The organism is Massilia sp. BAP21 (assembly GCF_057801335.1).
This window is the reverse complement of sequence record NZ_CM173596.1, coordinates 1,486,423-1,503,511: the sequence shown is the minus strand read 5'-3', so window position 1 is coordinate 1,503,511 and position 17,089 is coordinate 1,486,423. Positions and strand designations below refer to the sequence as shown.

The window sequence follows — 17,089 nt, the reverse complement described above, 5'->3', positions numbered from 1 at the left end:
ATAGCATCGCGTCAGGTACTGCGGGTGGCCAGGGCCGGCGAAATGCTCGCCGCGCGCCAGGCCGGCCCGTACACGGCAAGTACCCCGAGCGCCCACAGCAGCACCGCACCGCCCACCAGGTATTCGAGCGGCAGGCGCGCCATCTCGAGCTTGCTGACCAGGAGCTGGTTCAGGCCCACGCCGAGCAGCACGCCGCCCGCCACGCCGCTGCTCGTGATCATGAAGTTCTCGAGCAGGAAGTAGCGCAGGATGTCGCGCTTGCGCGCCCCGAGCGCGCGCCGCACGCCGATCTGCTTGCGGCGCTGGGTGACCCACAGGCTGGCCATGCCGACGATGCCACTGGCGGTAATCAGGAGCAGCAGCACACTCACCGTCACCAGCATCCACGAGAGTGCCATGTCGGCGCGGTAGCGCGACTTGCGGATCCGCTCGACCGTGCGGCTTTCCAGGATGACCGGCGTGGCCGAGGCCTTGCGCAGCGCCGCTTCGGCGTCGCGCAGCACGCGATCGCGCTGGCCCGGCTCGGCGCGGATCGTGAAGGTGTAGGCCTGGTTGCTGCCGTACAGGCGCACCGGCGCGATGGCCGACAGTTCGCCGCGTTCGCTCACCTCGGCGCCATGGCTTTGCAGGCGCTCGACCAGGCCGACCACGCGCACTTCGATCGCGCCTTCGCCGGTGCCGAAGTACATGGTCTTGCCGATCGCATTCTGGTCCGGCCAGAGTTTCTGCGCCAGGGCTTTCGACAGGATCACCACGCGCGGCTCGTCTTTCGAGTTGAGGTCGATGTCCTGGGCTTCGCCGGGCAGGAAGTCGCGCCCTTCGATGATCTTCAGGCCCCAGGTCTTGACCAGCGAGTCGGGCGCGAAGTAGGAGGATGAAGGCGAGGATTCCTCGGTCTGCCTGCGGTCGATGGCGACGCTGTTGTTCCAGCCCGACTGCGTCATCGGCACCTGGTTGACCTGGGTGACGGCGGCCACGCCGGGAATCGCGCGCAGCAGCTCGGTCTCGCGCTTCATGGTCGCCAGCTGCTGCTCGGGGCCGTCGCTGGACAGGTGGCTGACGTCGATCTTGAACACCGACAGCTCGTCGGCGATGCCGCTCGGGCGGGCCGCGGCGGCGCGCCGTTCGCTGACGATGTGCAGGGTATTGGCCAGGATCGCCAGGCTGAGCGCGACCTGCAGAGCGACCAGGATGGCGCCGGTCTTGTTGCGCAGGATGGTCGAGAGGATGGGACGGATTTCCATGATGGGTCCTCGTTCTGGTTTATTGCGACTTGAGCTGGATGGCCGGCGTGACCTGGCTGGCGCGCCAGGTCGGGAACAGCCCGGCCAGCACGGCGGCCAGCACCGACAGCAGGAAGGTAAAGGCGAGCATGGTCAGGTCCATGCGCGCAACGGCGGCGGCTTCGCCGTTCTGCATGCCGATCAGGGCCAGCGCGCCAAAGGCCAGCAGCAGGCCGAGCAGGCCGCCGGCCAGGCCGATCACCGCGCTCTCGACGAGGAACTGGCGGAAAATCTCGCGCTTCGAGGCGCCCAGCGCGCGCCGGATGCCGACTTCGCTGGAGCGCACCGAGAACTTCGCCAGCAGCAGGCCGACGGTGTTCACCAGGCACAGGGCCAGGAAGCCAAAGGCGAGCCAGGCGGACAGCTTGTTGTCCTTGCCGACTACCTTCTCGTGCTCGATCCATTCCATGACGTCGTACAGCTCGGACGGGGCGCCGCGCCGCATGCGGCCCAGCTTGCGCTGCTCGGCCGCGTAGCCGTCGAGCCAGTCCCTGAGCGCCTTGCGCTCGCCGCTGGAGGCGGTCTCGAACCAGAACTGGACCCAGGTGCATTCCGAACGCATGACGCCCTGGAAGCCGGGCTCGGCGCGTGCGCTGCAGCTCATGCCGCCGTTGCGCGACGCCTCCAGGCGCACGGCGGTCGAGAAGGGAATGAAGAGTTCTTCGCGCACGCCGAAGTAGTCGCTGCCGACCAGCTTGTAGTAGCGGGGCTTGGGCTCCCAGTGATCGACCACGCCGACGATGGTGAAAGGCTGGCCCATGACGTTGATGCGCTGCCCGACCGGACTGGTTTCGCCGAACAGCTTCTCGGCCACCTGGCGCCCGAGGATGGCGACATTCGCGCCGCGCGCGTCGTCGGCTTCGCTCCAGGGCTGGCCGTGCAGGAAGGGCACCTCGAACATGGCGAAGAAGTCGCGCGTGGGCGCGATGCCGGGCGCGGTGAAAGCGCCGATGTCCTTGCGCAGCGGCTCGACCGAGGGCGCGATGCCGTACAAGGCCGTGCGGCGCATGCCCTGGCCGCTCTTCAACAGGTTCATGGCGTCGATATAGGTGACCTGCTGCTCGTCCGACGGCGTGCCCGGCACGTAGCCCTCGGCCGGCTGGACGTCGAAGATCGGCACCAGCAGGCGCTCGCTCTTGTGCGGGATCGGGTCGCCCGACATCATGTGCAGGATGGTCAGCGTCGAGACGCTGGCGGCCACGCCTACGGCCAGGGTCAGTACCATCAGGGCGGTGAGCGCGGGATTGCGGCGCAGGCTGCGCAGGCCGAGCTTGAAGTAATAGCCGAACATGGGGTGCTCCTCAGACGGCGGCCGGCGCCGGATGGGCGTGGCCGGCGGCCAGGCTCGGACCCTGGCGCACCAGGTCCGACACCTGGCCGTCGATGATGTGCACGTTGCGGTGGGTGCGCACCGCCAGCTCGGGATCGTGGGTCACCATCAGGATCGTGGTGCCGGCGGCATTGATCTCTTCCAGCAGCTCCATCACGCCGCGCGCCATCTGCGTATCGAGGTTGCCGGTTGGTTCGTCGGCCAGCAGCAGCTTGGGCGAGCCGGCCAGGGCGCGCGCGATCGCCACGCGCTGCTGCTGGCCGCCCGACAGCTCGGCCGGGTAATGCTTCATGCGCGAGGCCAGGCCGACCTTGGCCAGCGCGTCCTCGATGCGCTCCCTGCGTTCGCGCGCATGGAAGCCGCGGTAGCGCAGCGGTACGTCGACATTGTCGAACAAATTCAGGTCGGGGATCAGGTTGAAGCCCTGGAAGATGAAGCCGAGCTTTTCGTTGCGCAGGCGGGAACGCGCGTTGTCGTCCATGCCGCGCACGTTGACGCCGTCGAGGATGTATTCGCCGCTGGTGAATTCCTCCAGCAGGCCGGCAATGTTCAGGAAGCTGGTCTTGCCCGAGCCCGACGGGCCGGTGACGGTCACGAACTCGCCCTGGTTGACCTGGATCTCGAAGCCGCGCAGGGCGTGGGTCTCGATCATGTGGGTGCGGTACACCTTGGAGAGATTGGTCATGCGCAGCATGGGATGTCCTTTCGGGTTGCTCGTTTCGGTTGGGTTCAGTTGTTGATCGAGATGCTGGCGGCGTTCTCGAAGGCGTCGGTGCCGGCCACCACGATCCGGTCGCCCGGCTTCAGGCCCGACAGGATCTCCACGCCGGACACGCTGGTGGCGCCCAGCCGGATCGGCGTGCGGACCGCCAGGCCGTCGCGCACCACGTAGGCGAAGCGTCCGCCTTCGCTCTCGACGAAGGGGCCGCGCGCCACCATCACGACATTCGGCTTCTCTTCGATCAGCAGGCGCGCCGTGACGCGCTGGCTCTGGCGCAGGCCCTTCGGCTGCTCGCCGTCGAAGCGCACCCGCGCCAGCACCTGGTTCTTCACCACTTCCGGCGACAGCGCGGTCAGCTTGCCGCTGGCGCTGCCGGTGGGCAGGGTGATCTCGGCGTTCATGCCCAGGCCCAGGTCGGAGACATAGGTTTCCGGGACCTCGATCTCGACTTCCAGGCGCGACAAATCGACCAGGGTCATCAGCGGGGCGTTGGCGGCCACCACCATGCGGTTCTGGACGTTCAGGGTGCCGATGAAGCCGTCGACCGGGGCGCGCACGGTGAGTTCGTCGACGCGGCGCTGGGCGTTCGCCATCGACAGGCGCGCGCGTTCCAGTTCGTTGGCCTTGGTGCGGATCGCCAGGGCCACGTCGTCGCCTTCCAGGTTGGCCGCCTGGCTGGCGTGGCGGGCGCGGATCTGGGCCGAGTTCAGGGCGTCCTTGGCTTTCTGGTAGTCGATCTTGGCGATGATGCCGACCTGGCCCACGCTGTCGTAGCGTTCCAGGGTGCGCTGGGCCGACAGGCGGTCGATCTCGGCGGTGTCGGCTTCGCGCTGGGCCAGCAGCTTCTGTTTGCGCGACAGGATCTGCTGGCGTGCGACTTCGGCCTTCAGCTGTTCGTAGGTGGATTGTTCGCGCTTGAGGGCGTCGGACAGGTCGGGGGATTCGAGCACGGCGAGGACGTCGCCCTTCTTGACCGTGTCGCCGGCGGCCACCTGCAGGTTGACGATGGCGGGGGCGGTGGAGAACAGCGTCGGGCTGACGGCGGCGACCACGCGGCCGTTGACCGAGGCATCGCGCACCAGGGTGCCGCGGCCGACTTCGGCAATGCGCAGGCGGCTGGCGCTGACCGAGTGGCTGGCGCTGCTCCAGTTGGAAAAAAGCAGGGCGCCGGCGATCGCCAGGGCCGCAGCGATCCCGGCCAGCAGGGCGGGGCGCTTGAACTTGTGGGACGGCGGCGCGGTGACGACGGCATCCTGGTGGGAGGTATCGCGGATCATGGTGTGTGCGGGTAACGACGTTGTATGCAGTCGTTATTGCACGATCCGTGCCAGGGTTTAAGTCATTGATTTTTCAGGGGCTGCGGCGCGGACGGACGTGTCCGGGTGTCCGTTCGGGGGCGGGCGAACGTACGCGGACACGGGTGTGCCCGCGCGGTGTGCGGGGGGGAGTGGGGCTGTTGCCTGTAACGTTAATGGTGTTTTGAATCCGCGTGGGCACGAGTGCCCACCCTACGGGACACGCTGCGTATCCGGGTTTCGTATGATCTCGCTGAGAACGGTGACCGTAGGGTGGGCACTCGTGCCCACGCGGATCGTGAAAACCTATAACAGAGCAGGCAACAGCCCCTACAACCGTTGCACACCGCCGTTCATCAACATCTCACTTCTGCGGCTTCTGCTTCTGCCCATACTTCCCGACGATCTCGCCCTTGGCCATCACATGCCCCTGCATCGCCTTGAGCAGCGTATCCCGGTCCGACCCGAACGGCACGTCCAGCATCACATCCAGCGCATACACCTGGAAGTGATACGGATGCGCCGCCTCGCCCACCGGCGGCTTCGGCCCGTAATACCCCATCGACCCGCGCGTGTTCCGCCCCTGCAGCACGCCTTCCGGATCGGTCAGCCTTGGCTGCTCCTGCACGCCCTCCGGCAAGCTGGTGACATTCGCCGGGATATTCCACGCCAGCCAGTGCACGAACGGCGCCACCGGTTTCGAGTCCGGGTCCTCGGCAATGATCGCGTACGACTTCGCCCCCGGCACCGCCTTCCACGACAGCGCCGGCGACACGCCATCGGCATACTCGCTGTACTTCTGGTCCATGGCGCCGCCATTCCGGAAGCTGGACGAGCTCACCGTCACCGCCCCCGATGCCTGCGTCTCCGCCCGCTTGTTCGCCAGCGGCACGCCATTCCCCTTGTTCGCCTGCTGCTCCATCGGCCCGGCGGGCGGCATCGCGGCCGCGCCATTCGGTGCGGTGGCTCCGGTTCCCGTGTACGCCACCCGGTAGATCACCCCATTCGCATCGTCCGCCATCAGCAGCGCCCCATCCTTCGCAAACGCCAGCCCGACCGGCCGCGCGATGTGGGTCTTGCCGCCATCGGTCAGGAAACCGGTGACGAAGGGCTCGACGCCTTTCGGCTGCCCATTCTCGAAGCGCACGCGCACGATCTCGTAGCCCGAGGCCGGGTTGCGGTTCCACGAGCCGCGCATGGTAACGAAGGCGTCGCCGCGGTACTGCGCCGGGAAGGCGCTCTTGTCGGCGAAGACGAATTGCATCGGCGCCGCGTGCGCGGTGTAGCCCAGCACCATCGGCGTGCTGCGCTTCTTCCATTCTTCCTTGCTGATTTCTCCCTGCGGCGTGCTTTGCGGGTAGACCTCGTTGTTGCCGAAGACGTGAGGCCAGCCGTACTGCTTGCCCATCTCGACCTTGTTCAGCTCTTCCTGCTGCTGGTTATCGCCCAGGAAGTCGATACCATGGTCGAAGCCCCACAGCTCGCCGGTCTGCGGATGCCAGGCAAAGCCGATCATGTTGCGCAGGCCGCTGGCGAAGATGCTGCGCGATTTGCCGTCCGGGGAGGCGCGCAGCAGGGTGGCGTTTTCCGGATTGCTTTCGTTGCAGGCATTGCAGGTGCTGCCGACGCTGATGTACAGCATGCCGTCCGGGCCGAAGGCAATCGTCCGGTTGGCGTGCTGGCCGGCGTCGGGCAGGTCGCCGATCAGCATCTTCAGCTCGCCCAGGCGGCCGTCCGGCTGGATGTCGGCGACGAACAACTCCTTGGCTGTGATGAGGTAGAGCTTGTTGTCGCGAATCGCCAGGCCATGGGCGCCGGCACGGTTGGCCACGGTAACCGGTGCGCCATCGGCACGGCCGTCGCCGTTCGCGTCCTTCAGCAGCAGCACGTCGCCCTGGTCGCGCCGACTCAGGTAGACGTCGCCGTTCGGCGCCACGGCGATGATGCGTGCGTTCTTCAGGCCGGTGGCAAAGGGCGTGACGGTGAAGCCGCTCGGCGCCTTGATGGCACGCATGCGCTCCGGCGTCGGCTCGACCTTGTTCGGCTTCCAGATGTTGATGTTGGTCGAGAACTGGGTGCCGTCGCCCTGCTGGGCATAGGCAGCCGATATGGCAAGGCCCATCAGGGAAGCCGCGAGCGCGCGTTTCATCGTGCAGTCCTTTCGTGTCGATATCGTCGGGTAAGTGTTGGTCGGCTCATCGTGCCAGAGTGGCGCGCGGCGGTATGTGGGGGAACGAACATTTGATGAGTCCGGCTTAACGCACATTCGTATTGATTTTTGTCAACTTGTCCATAGTTGGGGCATGGATACTTCACGACCTTGCCTTGGAAACGACCATGACCGCCTTCGCCGCCACGCTGTTCGACTCGTTCAGGAAGGGCGCGCGCAAGCTGCTTGCCTGGCCGGACGCGACCCCGATCGACTATTTCTTTGCCGACAGCGACATCGCCCAGCTGCACCGGGTGGCGCCCACGGGCAATGCCGCGCTCGACGACCAGACCTGGAACGACTTGCTGCTGCCGCGCTACCACGAGCGCCTGGGCGCCGGCGTCAGCATCTTCGGCCGCCAGGCCTTGTACCGGCGCCTGCGCGGCGGCGCGAACGATGCGGAATGTGCCGACCAGGCGGAGCGCCTGCGCGCGCTGATGGCCGACCCGGCGCGCCGCACGCAACTGGAAGCGGCGCTGCGCCCCTTGCGCGATGCCGATACCGAAGCGGCGGCCCTGCTGTTCGAAGGGAAGGCGCCCGCGCCGCCGGCCTGGCTGCGCTGGACCTGGCTACTGCCGCTGGCGCTGCTGGCCTCGATTGCCGGCGTCATCCTCACGCCCTGGTCCTGGCTGGCCACGGCTGGCGTGCTGTATTTGCTGATCGCGGGGCAGATGCGCTACCACGAGCGCGTCGAGGCCTGGAAGCGTGCGCTGAACACGCTGCAGATGCTGCTCCTGGCCAGCAGCACCGTCGGCACCCGCGACGCGGCGGCGCCGGACGCATTGCGCGCTGGCGCCCAGCACGCCGCCAGACTGGGCGGGCGCCTGGCGCGCTCGATGTTCGCGCGCATGAGCCAGGATGGCGGGGCGTATGGCGACTGGTTCATGCTCTCCAACGTCAAGCACTATTACCGCAGCCAGGCCATCGCGTTCGCGGAGCGCGACTTCCTGGTCGAGTGTTACCTCGCCTGCGCCGAGCTGGAAGCCGACCTGGCGCTGGCGCGCACGCTGCTCGCGTCACCGGCATGGTGCTGGGCCGGGCGCAGCGATGGGGCAATCGAGATCGAGGCCGGCGTGCATCCGCTGCTGGCGTCTCCGGCCGCGCTGTCGGTGGCGCTGGAAGACAAGGGCGCCTTCATCTCGGGGCCGAACGGCTCGGGCAAGAGTACTTTTCTACGCATGCTGGGCCTGAACCTGGTGGTGGCGCGCGCGTTCGGCTTCTGCCATGCGCGCCGCGCGCGGCTGCCGGCGCTGCCGGTGTATGCCAGCATGCAGAACGAGGATTCGCTGCTGGAAGGGCAGAGCCTGTACATGGCCGAACTGCGCCGCGCGAAGGAATTGATTGCCGCCGCCGAGGGGCCGCATCCGGGCATCTGCCTGATCGACGAGATCTTCCGGGGCACGAACCACGTGGAGTCGGTGGCATCCAGCGCGGCCGTGCTCGATACGCTGGCGGCGCGGGCGAGGGTAGTGGTGTCGTCGCATAACCTGGTGCTGGCCTCCGTGCTGGAACATCGGCTGGAGGCGCTGTGCATCGGCCGCGACGACGAAGGCGGGCTGGTCCTGGCGCCGGGCGTGCTGGCGCAGACCAACGGGATTGCGCTGCTGGCGACGCAGGGTTTTGGTGCGGAGATCGAGGGCAAGGCGAAGAAGGTGGCCGATTGGTTGGAGTCGTATTTAGGCCAACCGGAAGCCGGGGCGCATGTGCTGTAGGGTGGTCCGGGCCGCGCAGGCGGCTATACCTGACAGTGTGCGGACACGTGGCCGGTGCGCCGCCCACGCGTTCAGCGCCCGCTAGCATGGCGCGATAGTTCGCAGGATAGTTGAACGCGTGGACGGCACAGCCGTCCACCCTACGAGCCACCCGATCGGTGTTCACCTTCGGGGCAGCGGCGTCCCCTTGTCGATCACCTCGCGGCAATCGCCGCGCATGCGCGCATTGTCGTAGTCGGTCCAGCCGTAGCTGTCGACATAGCGCTTGTGGCGCTTCCATTGCGGGCTGGCGATGCTCCACTCCAGGCGCTCGCCGGGATAGCGGATGTCGCCCAGGTCGACCAGCGTATGGAACACGTTCTCGGTCGACAGCCGCGCCTTGCGGCGCTGCTTCAGCTGCGCCACCTTGGCCGGGTAGAGCGCGGCGTACACGTCCGAATACCAGACAAAGGCCGGCACGTGGAATTCGTATTGCGTGTTGTGGCCGTGGAAGGCCAGGTCGCAGGATTTGTCGTACAGGGTCTGGCCATGGTCGGCCACGTACATCAGGGCCGCCGCCTTCTCGGGCGACTTCAGCCTGTCGATCACCTGGCTCAGGAACCAGTCCGTGTACAGGATCGAGTTGTCGTAGCTATTGCTCATCTGCGGTTCGATGGCGTCGTCGGTGACCACCGGCTTGTCGACGCCGCGCAGCGAGGGCGTCCATTTGTCGAACCGGGCCGGATAGCGGTGCGCATAGTTCCAGTGGCTGCCCAGGGTGTGCAGCACGATCAGCTTCTTCGGCGCCGGGTCCCGCAAGGCCCGCTCCAGCGGATCGAACAGCACCTCGTCCAGGTTCGAGCGCGTGGTGAAGCCGCCCAGGTTCAGGAACTCGACCGTGTCGGCCTCCCTGGCGAACACCGACACCGGCGTGTCGAACTTGCCGAAGGAGATCTGGTTCGACAGCCAATACGTTTTATAGCCGGCTTCCTTGAAGGCGGTCAGGAAGGACTTTTCGGTAAAACCGTCCTTCAAACTCTGCATCGCGGGTTTCCGGGAAATGATCACCGGCACCGACAGGCGCGTGGCCGATACCGAGGTGATCAGGTCCTGCAGCGGCACCAGGTTCGCTTCCTTGGCCAGCAGCGGATTGGTCTCGCGCGTGTAGCCGTTGATGCTCCAGCGGTCGAAGCGCGCCGATTCGCCCAGCACCATCACCAGTACGTCGGGGGCGTTGGCGGGGTCGCTTTGCCGTGCGCCGAAGCGGAAGGCGGCGCTGCGCCGGTTCAGATCGGCCAGGTACTGGCGCTCCTTGTAGAAGTCGACGCCGCGCGCCACCAGGCCGAAGGGCCAGGAGCGGGCAAAGGCATCCAGCTCGACCGGCAGCCTGGCCCAGCCCGGCAAGCGCGGCGCGGACCAGGCATCGGTGGATGCGGAAACCGTCGCGGATGCCGCAGGCTTCGCCGCGGCCACCAGGTGCACCCGTGCCGCCGAGGCAGCGGCAGGCCTGGGTTCCGGCGTCACGCCCACCTGTTTTTCGTAGGCGAACACGGCCACCGCCAATCCGAGCACACCCAGCACGACCCAGCGCGAGCTGTCGTTCCAGTCGAGCTGCCGGGTCTTCCATGCCGCGCGCCAGCAGCTGGCCCACCAGGCCAGCACGCCCAGCAGCACTCCCACCAGCAGCCAGGCCTTGGAGCCCAGGAATTCCATGGCTTCGAGCGGGCTGGTCTCGGCCATGATGCCGAGGTGGTGGGTCGAGATGCCCTGGCCGTAGTAGGTATATAAGTAGAGCTCGGTCGGCAGCGCCAGGAAGGCCGGCAGCAGCAGCGGATGGAACCAGGCCGGACGCTTGAACAGGGCCCAGGCCGCGATCCAGGCCATGACCTCGACGCCGAGCACCTGCAAGGGCCGCGTGACCGGCAAGCCCAGCAGCAGCGGAAAGAAAGGCATTGCCGACAGCAGCGCATACGTCAGCACGAGATAGACAGTGGCCGGACGGACAGGCAAGCGCAACGGCAGGCGCACGGGCAAACGCATGGGCAGGATATCGACAATAGCGGCAGGGGAAAGTCGGCTATTATCCGATTTTTATCGCCGGGAAAGCTATTCCTGCCGTGCAAGGTACTTCCAGCGGGCATCGCCGCTTGTGTCGGGACTACCACAAATACCGGCGTTTACCGGCGCTTTGGACTGGCTGCCCCCTGCGCTGCCAGTAAACCGGTTGACCTCAGTTTGCGGGAAGTCTATACTCGCGAGTTCTCGATTTATTCTGGCAATCGTATACGCTCTCGCAGCCGCTCCTTTTCGGTGAGTGGCTTTCGTCGCCTCCGCTGTCAGTCTTGAACGGGACTAGGTTTCAGTCCCCGGGTCGCTCCTGTGCGGTTCGGGTCATCAACTGTAGTACTTTGTTGGATTAGGAACGATGCCAACCATCAATCAACTGATTCGCAAGCCGCGCGTTGCTGCGGTTGTGAAGAGCAAGTCGCCGGCACTTGAAAACTGCCCGCAAAAGCGCGGTGTTTGCACCCGTGTGTACACCACGACCCCGAAGAAGCCTAACTCGGCTCTGCGTAAAGTCGCCAAAGTTCGCCTGACCAACGGTTTCGAAGTCATTTCGTACATCGGCGGTGAAGGCCACAACCTGCAAGAGCACAGCGTTGTCCTGCTGCGCGGCGGTCGTGTCAAGGACTTGCCAGGTGTGCGTTACCACATGGTCCGCGGCGCACTGGATACCCAGGGCGTGAAAGACCGTAAGCAAGCTCGCTCGAAGTACGGTGCGAAGCGTGCCAAGGCCGGCGCCAAGAAGTAATCCTGCGGCCCTGTCATCGACAGGTCACATTGAAAAGTTAAGTTGAGCCGGCCGGAAGGCCGAGTAAGTGAAAGATCATGAGGGTCTTTCGCGAGTGCTGAAAAAGCACTCAACTGAAGATAGGAAGGAATTGAAATGCCACGTCGTCGTGAAGTACCCAAGCGCGAGATCCTGCCGGATCCAAAATTCGGCAACACCGATGTCGCCAAGTTCGTCAACGTCCTGATGCTGTCCGGCAAGAAGTCGGTCGCAGAAAACATCATCTACGGTGCGTTTGAACATATCCAGCAAAAATCGGGCAAGGACCCGCTGGAAGTGTTCGCGGCCGCGATCAACAACTGCAAGCCACTGGTCGAGGTGAAATCCCGCCGTGTTGGCGGCGCCAACTACCAGGTGCCAGTGGAAGTTCGTCCGGTCCGTCGTATGGCGCTGTCCATGCGTTGGTTGCGCGAAGCCGCAAACAAGCGCAGCGAAAAATCCATGCCACAACGCCTGGGTGGTGAACTGATGGAAGCCGCGGAAATGCGCGGCGGCGCGATGAAGCGTCGTGACGAAGTGCACCGCATGGCGGAAGCGAACAAGGCGTTCTCGCACTTCCGCTTCTAAAAAATATGGCTGGGTTCCTCTGGGGCTTGGCCGTGCAGTATCTGTTGTTCAGGCCGGGCGCGTTTTGATCTCAAAATGTTGCCCGGTTTTGTCCATTCAAAGATTTAGGAAAAATTATGGCACGCACTACCCCCATTGAGCGCTACCGCAACATCGGTATTTCCGCTCACATCGACGCCGGCAAGACGACCACCACCGAGCGCATCCTGTTCTACACGGGTGTGAACCACAAGATCGGTGAAGTGCACGACGGCGCCGCCACCATGGACTGGATGGAGCAGGAGCAGGAACGCGGCATTACCATTACCTCGGCAGCGACGACCTGCTTCTGGAAAGGTATGGCCAACAACTTCGAGCCACACCGCTTCAACATCATCGATACCCCGGGCCACGTCGACTTCACCATCGAAGTGGAACGTTCGATGCGCGTCCTGGACGGCGCCTGCATGGTTTACTGCGCAGTCGGCGGCGTGCAGCCACAGTCGGAAACCGTGTGGCGTCAGGCTAACAAGTACAAAGTCCCGCGTCTGGCCTTCGTCAACAAGATGGACCGTACCGGTGCGAACTTCTTCAAGGTCTACGACCAGATGCGCGCGCGCCTGAAGGCCAACCCGATTCCTCTGCAGATCCCGATCGGCGCCGAAGACAACTTCAAGGGCGTGGTCGACCTGGTCAAGATGAAGGCGATCCTCTGGGACGACGCTTCGCAGGGCATGAAGTTCGACTACGTCGACGTGCCGGCCGAGCTGGTCGATCAGGCCAACGAATGGCGCGAGAAGCTGGTCGAAACCGCCGCTGAAGCGTCGGAAGACCTGATGAACAAGTACCTGGAAGAAGGCGAACTGTCGGAAGCCGACATCAAGAAGGCCCTGCGCGAGCGCACCATCAATGGCGAAATCGTCCCGATGATGTGCGGCACCGCCTTCAAGAACAAGGGCGTTCAGGCAATGCTGGATGCGGTCATCGAATACCTGCCATCGCCAGTGGACATTCCACCGGTCGGCGGTACCGACGAAGACGACCAGCCGGTCACCCGTAAGGCCGACGACAGCGAGAAGTTCGCTGCGCTGGCATTCAAGATCATGACCGACCCGTTCGTCGGCCAGCTGATCTTCTTCCGCGTGTACTCGGGCGTCATCAATTCGGGCGACACCGTCTACAACCCGATCAAGGGCAAGAAGGAACGCGTCGGCCGTATTCTGCAGATGCACGCGAACCAGCGCGAAGAAATCAAGGAAGTCCGTGCAGGCGACATCGCTGCTGCGGTCGGCCTGAAAGAAGCGACCACCGGCGAAACCCTGTGCGATCCTTCGGCACCGATCATCCTGGAGAAGATGGTCTTCCCTGAGCCTGTCATCCAGCAGGCAGTCGAGCCGAAAACCAAGGCCGACCAGGAAAAAATGGGCCTGGCACTGAACCGCCTGGCACAGGAAGATCCGTCGTTCCGCGTGCGTACCGACGAAGAATCGGGCCAGACCATCATCGGTGGTATGGGCGAGCTGCACCTGGAAATTATCGTTGACCGCATGAAGCGCGAATTCAACGTGGAAGCAACCGTCGGCAAGCCACAGGTTGCATACCGCGAAACGATCCGCAAGGCAGTCACCGACGTCGAAGGCAAGTTCGTCAAGCAGTCGGGCGGCCGCGGCCAGTACGGTCACGCAGTCCTGACCATCGAACCGCAAGAACCGGGCAAGGGCTTCGAGTTCGTCGACGCCATCAAGGGCGGTGTGATTCCTCGTGAATACATCCCTGCGGTCGAAAAAGGTGTGCGCGAAACCCTGACCAACGGTGTCCTGGCTGGCTACCCAGTCGTGGACGTCAAGGTCACCGTCACCTTCGGTTCGTACCACGACGTTGACTCGAACGAGAACGCGTTCCGTATGGCCGGTTCGATGGCATTCAAGGACGGCTGCCGCAAAGCATCGCCAGTCATCCTGGAACCGATGATGTCGGTCGAAGTCGAAACGCCGGAAGACTACGCCGGTAACGTGATGGGCGACCTGTCGTCGCGTCGCGGCATGGTGCAGGGCATGGACGAAATCCCAGGCGGCGGCGGCAAGATCATCAAGGCCGAAGTTCCGCTGTCGGAAATGTTTGGTTACTCGACCTCGCTGCGTTCGGCGACCCAGGGCCGTGCAACCTACACGATGGAATTCAAGCACTACTCGGAAGCGCCGAAGCACGTCATCGATGCAATCGTGACCGCGAAAGCCAAGTAATAAAAAATGTGTGCCGTGGCGGGTGTCCGCCGCGGCTACAATAACGACACAAAGTAAAAATCGTTCTTTTAAAGGAAGATCAAAATGGCAAAAGGTAAATTCGAACGGACCAAGCCGCACGTCAACGTCGGCACCATCGGTCACGTTGACCACGGCAAAACCACCCTGACGGCTGCAATCGCAACCGTCCTGTCGAAGAAGTTCGGCGGCGAAGCCAAGGCATACGACCAGATCGATGCGGCTCCGGAAGAAAAAGCACGCGGCATCACCATCAACACCGCGCACGTCGAGTACGAAACCGAAAACCGTCACTACGCACACGTTGACTGCCCAGGCCACGCCGACTACATCAAGAACATGATTACCGGTGCAGCGCAGATGGACGGCGCGATCCTGGTGTGCTCGGCCGCCGACGGCCCAATGCCACAGACCCGCGAGCACATCCTGCTGGCGCGTCAGGTTGGCGTTCCGTACATCATCGTGTTCCTGAACAAGTGCGACCTGGTCGACGACGCAGAACTGCTGGAACTGGTTGAAATGGAAGTCCGCGAACTCCTGTCGAAGTACGAGTTCCCAGGCGACGACCTGCCAATCATCAAGGGTTCGGCACGTATGGCGCTGGAAGGCCAGCCAGGCGAAATGGGCGAAGAGTGCATCGTCCGTCTGGCCGAAGCCCTGGACACCTACATCCCAACCCCGGAACGTGCTGTTGACGGCGCCTTCCTGATGCCAGTCGAAGACGTGTTCTCGATCTCGGGCCGCGGTACCGTGGTCACCGGTCGTGTCGAGCGCGGTATCATCAAGGTCGGCGAAGAGATCGAAATCGTCGGTATCATCGACACCGTGAAGACCACCTGCACCGGCGTGGAAATGTTCCGCAAGCTGCTGGACCAGGGTCAAGCTGGCGACAACGTCGGTCTGCTGCTGCGCGGCACCAAGCGTGAAGACGTGCAACGTGGTCAGGTTCTGGCGAAGCCAGGCTCGATCAAGCCGCACAACCACTTCACCGGCGAGATCTACGTTCTGTCGAAAGATGAAGGCGGCCGTCACACCCCGTTCTTCAACAACTACCGTCCGCAGTTCTACTTCCGTACCACCGACGTGACCGGCTCGATCGAGCTGCCAGCGGACAAGGAAATGGTCATGCCAGGCGATAACGTGTCGATCACCGTCAAGCTGATCAACCCGATCGCGATGGAAGAAGGCCTGCGCTTCGCAATCCGCGAAGGCGGCCGTACCGTCGGCGCCGGCGTGGTTGCCAAGATCATCGCCTAATAGCGTTTGATCGTGAAAAGGGCGCCCTTCGGGGCGTCCGGTTCGCACAACAGAGGGGGTGGAATTTCGGTTCCACCCCCTCTGTCCAGGAACGAACGGTGATATACTTTCGCTCCTTTGCTGTATGTAGCACCTTGTAGCACCTGACAAATCATTGCCGGCCTTAACAACCGGTTCGCTCTTTTCTAAGGAAATCGCATGTCCGCTCCAAACCAGAAAATCCGCATCCGCCTGAAAGCGTTCGACTACAAGCTGATCGACCAGTCCGCACTGGAAATCGTCGACACCGCCAAGCGCACCGGCGCTGTGGTCAAGGGCCCGGTTCCACTGCCAACCCGCATTCAGCGTTTCGACATCCTGCGTTCGCCGCACGTCAACAAGACCTCGCGCGACCAGTTCGAAATCCGTACGCACCAGCGCCTGATGGACATCGTCGATCCTACCGACAAGACCGTTGACGCACTGATGAAGCTGGACCTGCCAGCTGGCGTCGACGTCGAAATCAAACTGCAGTAATCAAGATTTCGCCATTGGTGGAGCGATCCACCGGTGACAAATAATCGGGGCTGGAAGGGTCCGCCAACAGGCGGCACTTTCCGGCCCCGATGCTTTATGGGTCCCCGGCCGATCCAAATTGCCGAACACCAAGCGTGTTAAACTTCATGCAATGATTTCTTGGCGCGCATGGAGAACGGCATGGACGGGCAGGGAGCAGTAAGGCAGGCAGTACAACGGAAGATCACCTGGCTGCAGGACACCAACTGGTGGCAGATGCTGGGCTATGCCTGGCTCGTCTTCATCTTCGGGCGCCTGGCGTCGATCGTCCTTCCCGCCGCCCTCAAGCCCTTTCTCGACAAGCCGCTGTTCATGCTGCCCCTGCTGCTGATCGTGGCCAAGGACTTGGCCGGTATTCCCGATTTCACGGGGCGCCTGCGCCGCGTGGCGCGCAAGGGCACGTCCTGGCGCGAGCGCGTGGGCGCGGCCTTTCCGCCCGAGTTCCTGGCCCTGTACCGGTTTGAGCGCGCGATGCGCCGGGCCTTCTTCGCCTGGATGCGCCGCCAGCCGCACGCGCCGCGCCCGGCCGGCACCGTGCTGACCTATACCGAACGCGGCTCCTACACGACCGTACTCGCGATTGCCGTCTTCTCGGCCTGCATCGAACTGCCGCTGGATGCCGCAATTGCTTCGCTCTTCATCGACAATCCCGGGGTGCGTAGCATTCTGCACACGTGCTCGCTGTTGTCCGCCGCCTCGATCCTGATGTATGTGGCGGCTGACCGCTGGCTGGTGCGCGGTGCGCAAGGGCATGTGCTGACCGGCGATGCGCTCGATTTGTCGATCGGCGCACGCGCATCTGACCTGATTCCCTTGGGTGCGATCGAGCGTGTGGAGAGCGTCGGCGAAAAACCGGATGAATGGTGCAAGCGCCATGGCGTGGCGAAGCGCGATACGGTGACCGTGTCGCCTTTCGATGCGCCGAACGTGGTGCTGCGCCTGCGCCGGGAGCGGCCAGTGACGATCATCACTTACCAGCTGGAGAAACCGGCGCCGGCGTATGTGTTCCTGTACCTGGACCGTCCGGAGCTGCTGAGCGCGGCCCTGCAGCGCGCCGCGCCTTCAGCTTAAGCCAGCAAAGAAGCCGCCA

The 17,089-nt window shown here is 64.0% G+C and carries 13 protein-coding genes; 7 read left to right on the top strand and 6 right to left on the bottom strand.

Features of this window, described 5'->3' with window-relative positions; genetic code table 11:
- Positions 1 to 11: 11 nt before the first annotated feature.
- The 5 genes from ACWYRN_RS06625 to ACWYRN_RS06605 all read right to left on the bottom strand — a co-directional run bounded on the left by ACWYRN_RS06625 (position 12) and on the right by ACWYRN_RS06605 (position 6,778).
- Complete coding sequence (locus ACWYRN_RS06625) at positions 12 to 1,244, bottom strand: ABC transporter permease (RefSeq protein WP_488691678.1); 1,233 nt, start codon at positions 1,242 to 1,244, stop codon at positions 12 to 14.
- 19 nt (positions 1,245 to 1,263) lie between these two features.
- Entirely contained in the window at positions 1,264 to 2,574 is a 1,311-nt protein-coding gene (locus ACWYRN_RS06620) for an ABC transporter permease (protein WP_488691677.1), read from the bottom strand.
- 10 nt (positions 2,575 to 2,584) lie between these two features.
- Positions 2,585 to 3,307, bottom strand: a complete 723-nt coding sequence (locus ACWYRN_RS06615) for an ABC transporter ATP-binding protein (RefSeq protein WP_488691676.1) — start codon at positions 3,305 to 3,307, stop codon at positions 2,585 to 2,587.
- A gap of 35 nt (positions 3,308 to 3,342) precedes the next feature.
- Positions 3,343 to 4,611: an efflux RND transporter periplasmic adaptor subunit gene (locus ACWYRN_RS06610; protein ID WP_488691674.1), complete on the bottom strand. Its 1,269-nt coding sequence runs from the start codon at positions 4,609 to 4,611 to the stop codon at positions 3,343 to 3,345.
- A gap of 382 nt (positions 4,612 to 4,993) precedes the next feature.
- Positions 4,994 to 6,778 carry a YbhB/YbcL family Raf kinase inhibitor-like protein gene (locus ACWYRN_RS06605; protein WP_488691673.1) on the bottom strand — a complete coding sequence of 595 codons (1,785 nt, stop codon included), beginning with the start codon at positions 6,776 to 6,778 and terminating at the stop codon, positions 4,994 to 4,996.
- Positions 6,779 to 6,966: 188 nt separating this feature from the next.
- Between ACWYRN_RS06605 and ACWYRN_RS06600 the strand changes: the two genes are divergently transcribed.
- Positions 6,967 to 8,550, top strand: coding sequence for a MutS-related protein (locus tag ACWYRN_RS06600; RefSeq protein ID WP_488691672.1), 1,584 nt, complete (start codon positions 6,967 to 6,969; stop codon positions 8,548 to 8,550).
- 162 nt (positions 8,551 to 8,712) lie between these two features.
- Here the strand turns inward: ACWYRN_RS06600 and ACWYRN_RS06595 are convergent, their stop codons facing one another.
- Entirely contained in the window at positions 8,713 to 10,569 is a 1,857-nt protein-coding gene (locus tag ACWYRN_RS06595; RefSeq protein WP_488691671.1) for a phosphoethanolamine transferase, read from the bottom strand.
- Positions 10,570 to 10,954: 385 nt separating this feature from the next.
- Between ACWYRN_RS06595 and rpsL the strand changes: the two genes are divergently transcribed.
- The 6 genes from rpsL to ACWYRN_RS06565 all read left to right on the top strand — a co-directional run bounded on the left by rpsL (position 10,955) and on the right by ACWYRN_RS06565 (position 17,070).
- On the top strand, positions 10,955 to 11,341 hold the full coding sequence (rpsL, locus tag ACWYRN_RS06590) for a 30S ribosomal protein S12 (protein ID WP_056336781.1): 387 nt from the start codon (positions 10,955 to 10,957) through the stop codon (positions 11,339 to 11,341).
- Positions 11,342 to 11,476: 135 nt separating this feature from the next.
- Positions 11,477 to 11,947 (top strand): 30S ribosomal protein S7, encoded by a 471-nt coding sequence (gene rpsG / locus ACWYRN_RS06585; protein WP_488691670.1) that lies wholly within the window; start codon positions 11,477 to 11,479, stop codon positions 11,945 to 11,947.
- Positions 11,948 to 12,063: 116 nt separating this feature from the next.
- The gene (gene fusA, locus ACWYRN_RS06580; protein WP_488691669.1) at positions 12,064 to 14,169 is read left to right on the top strand and encodes an elongation factor G; all 2,106 of its coding nucleotides are present in this window, start codon (positions 12,064 to 12,066) and stop codon (positions 14,167 to 14,169) included.
- An 84-nt stretch (positions 14,170 to 14,253) separates the two neighbouring features.
- Positions 14,254 to 15,444 (top strand): elongation factor Tu, encoded by a 1,191-nt coding sequence (gene tuf / locus ACWYRN_RS06575; RefSeq protein ID WP_229435987.1) that lies wholly within the window; start codon positions 14,254 to 14,256, stop codon positions 15,442 to 15,444.
- Between the two features lie 198 nt (positions 15,445 to 15,642).
- On the top strand, positions 15,643 to 15,960 hold the full coding sequence (rpsJ, locus tag ACWYRN_RS06570; protein ID WP_036209000.1) for a 30S ribosomal protein S10: 318 nt from the start codon (positions 15,643 to 15,645) through the stop codon (positions 15,958 to 15,960).
- Between the two features lie 180 nt (positions 15,961 to 16,140).
- Positions 16,141 to 17,070 carry a hypothetical protein gene (locus ACWYRN_RS06565; protein WP_488691667.1) on the top strand — a complete coding sequence of 310 codons (930 nt, stop codon included), beginning with the start codon at positions 16,141 to 16,143 and terminating at the stop codon, positions 17,068 to 17,070.
- Positions 17,071 to 17,089 lie beyond the last annotated feature (19 nt).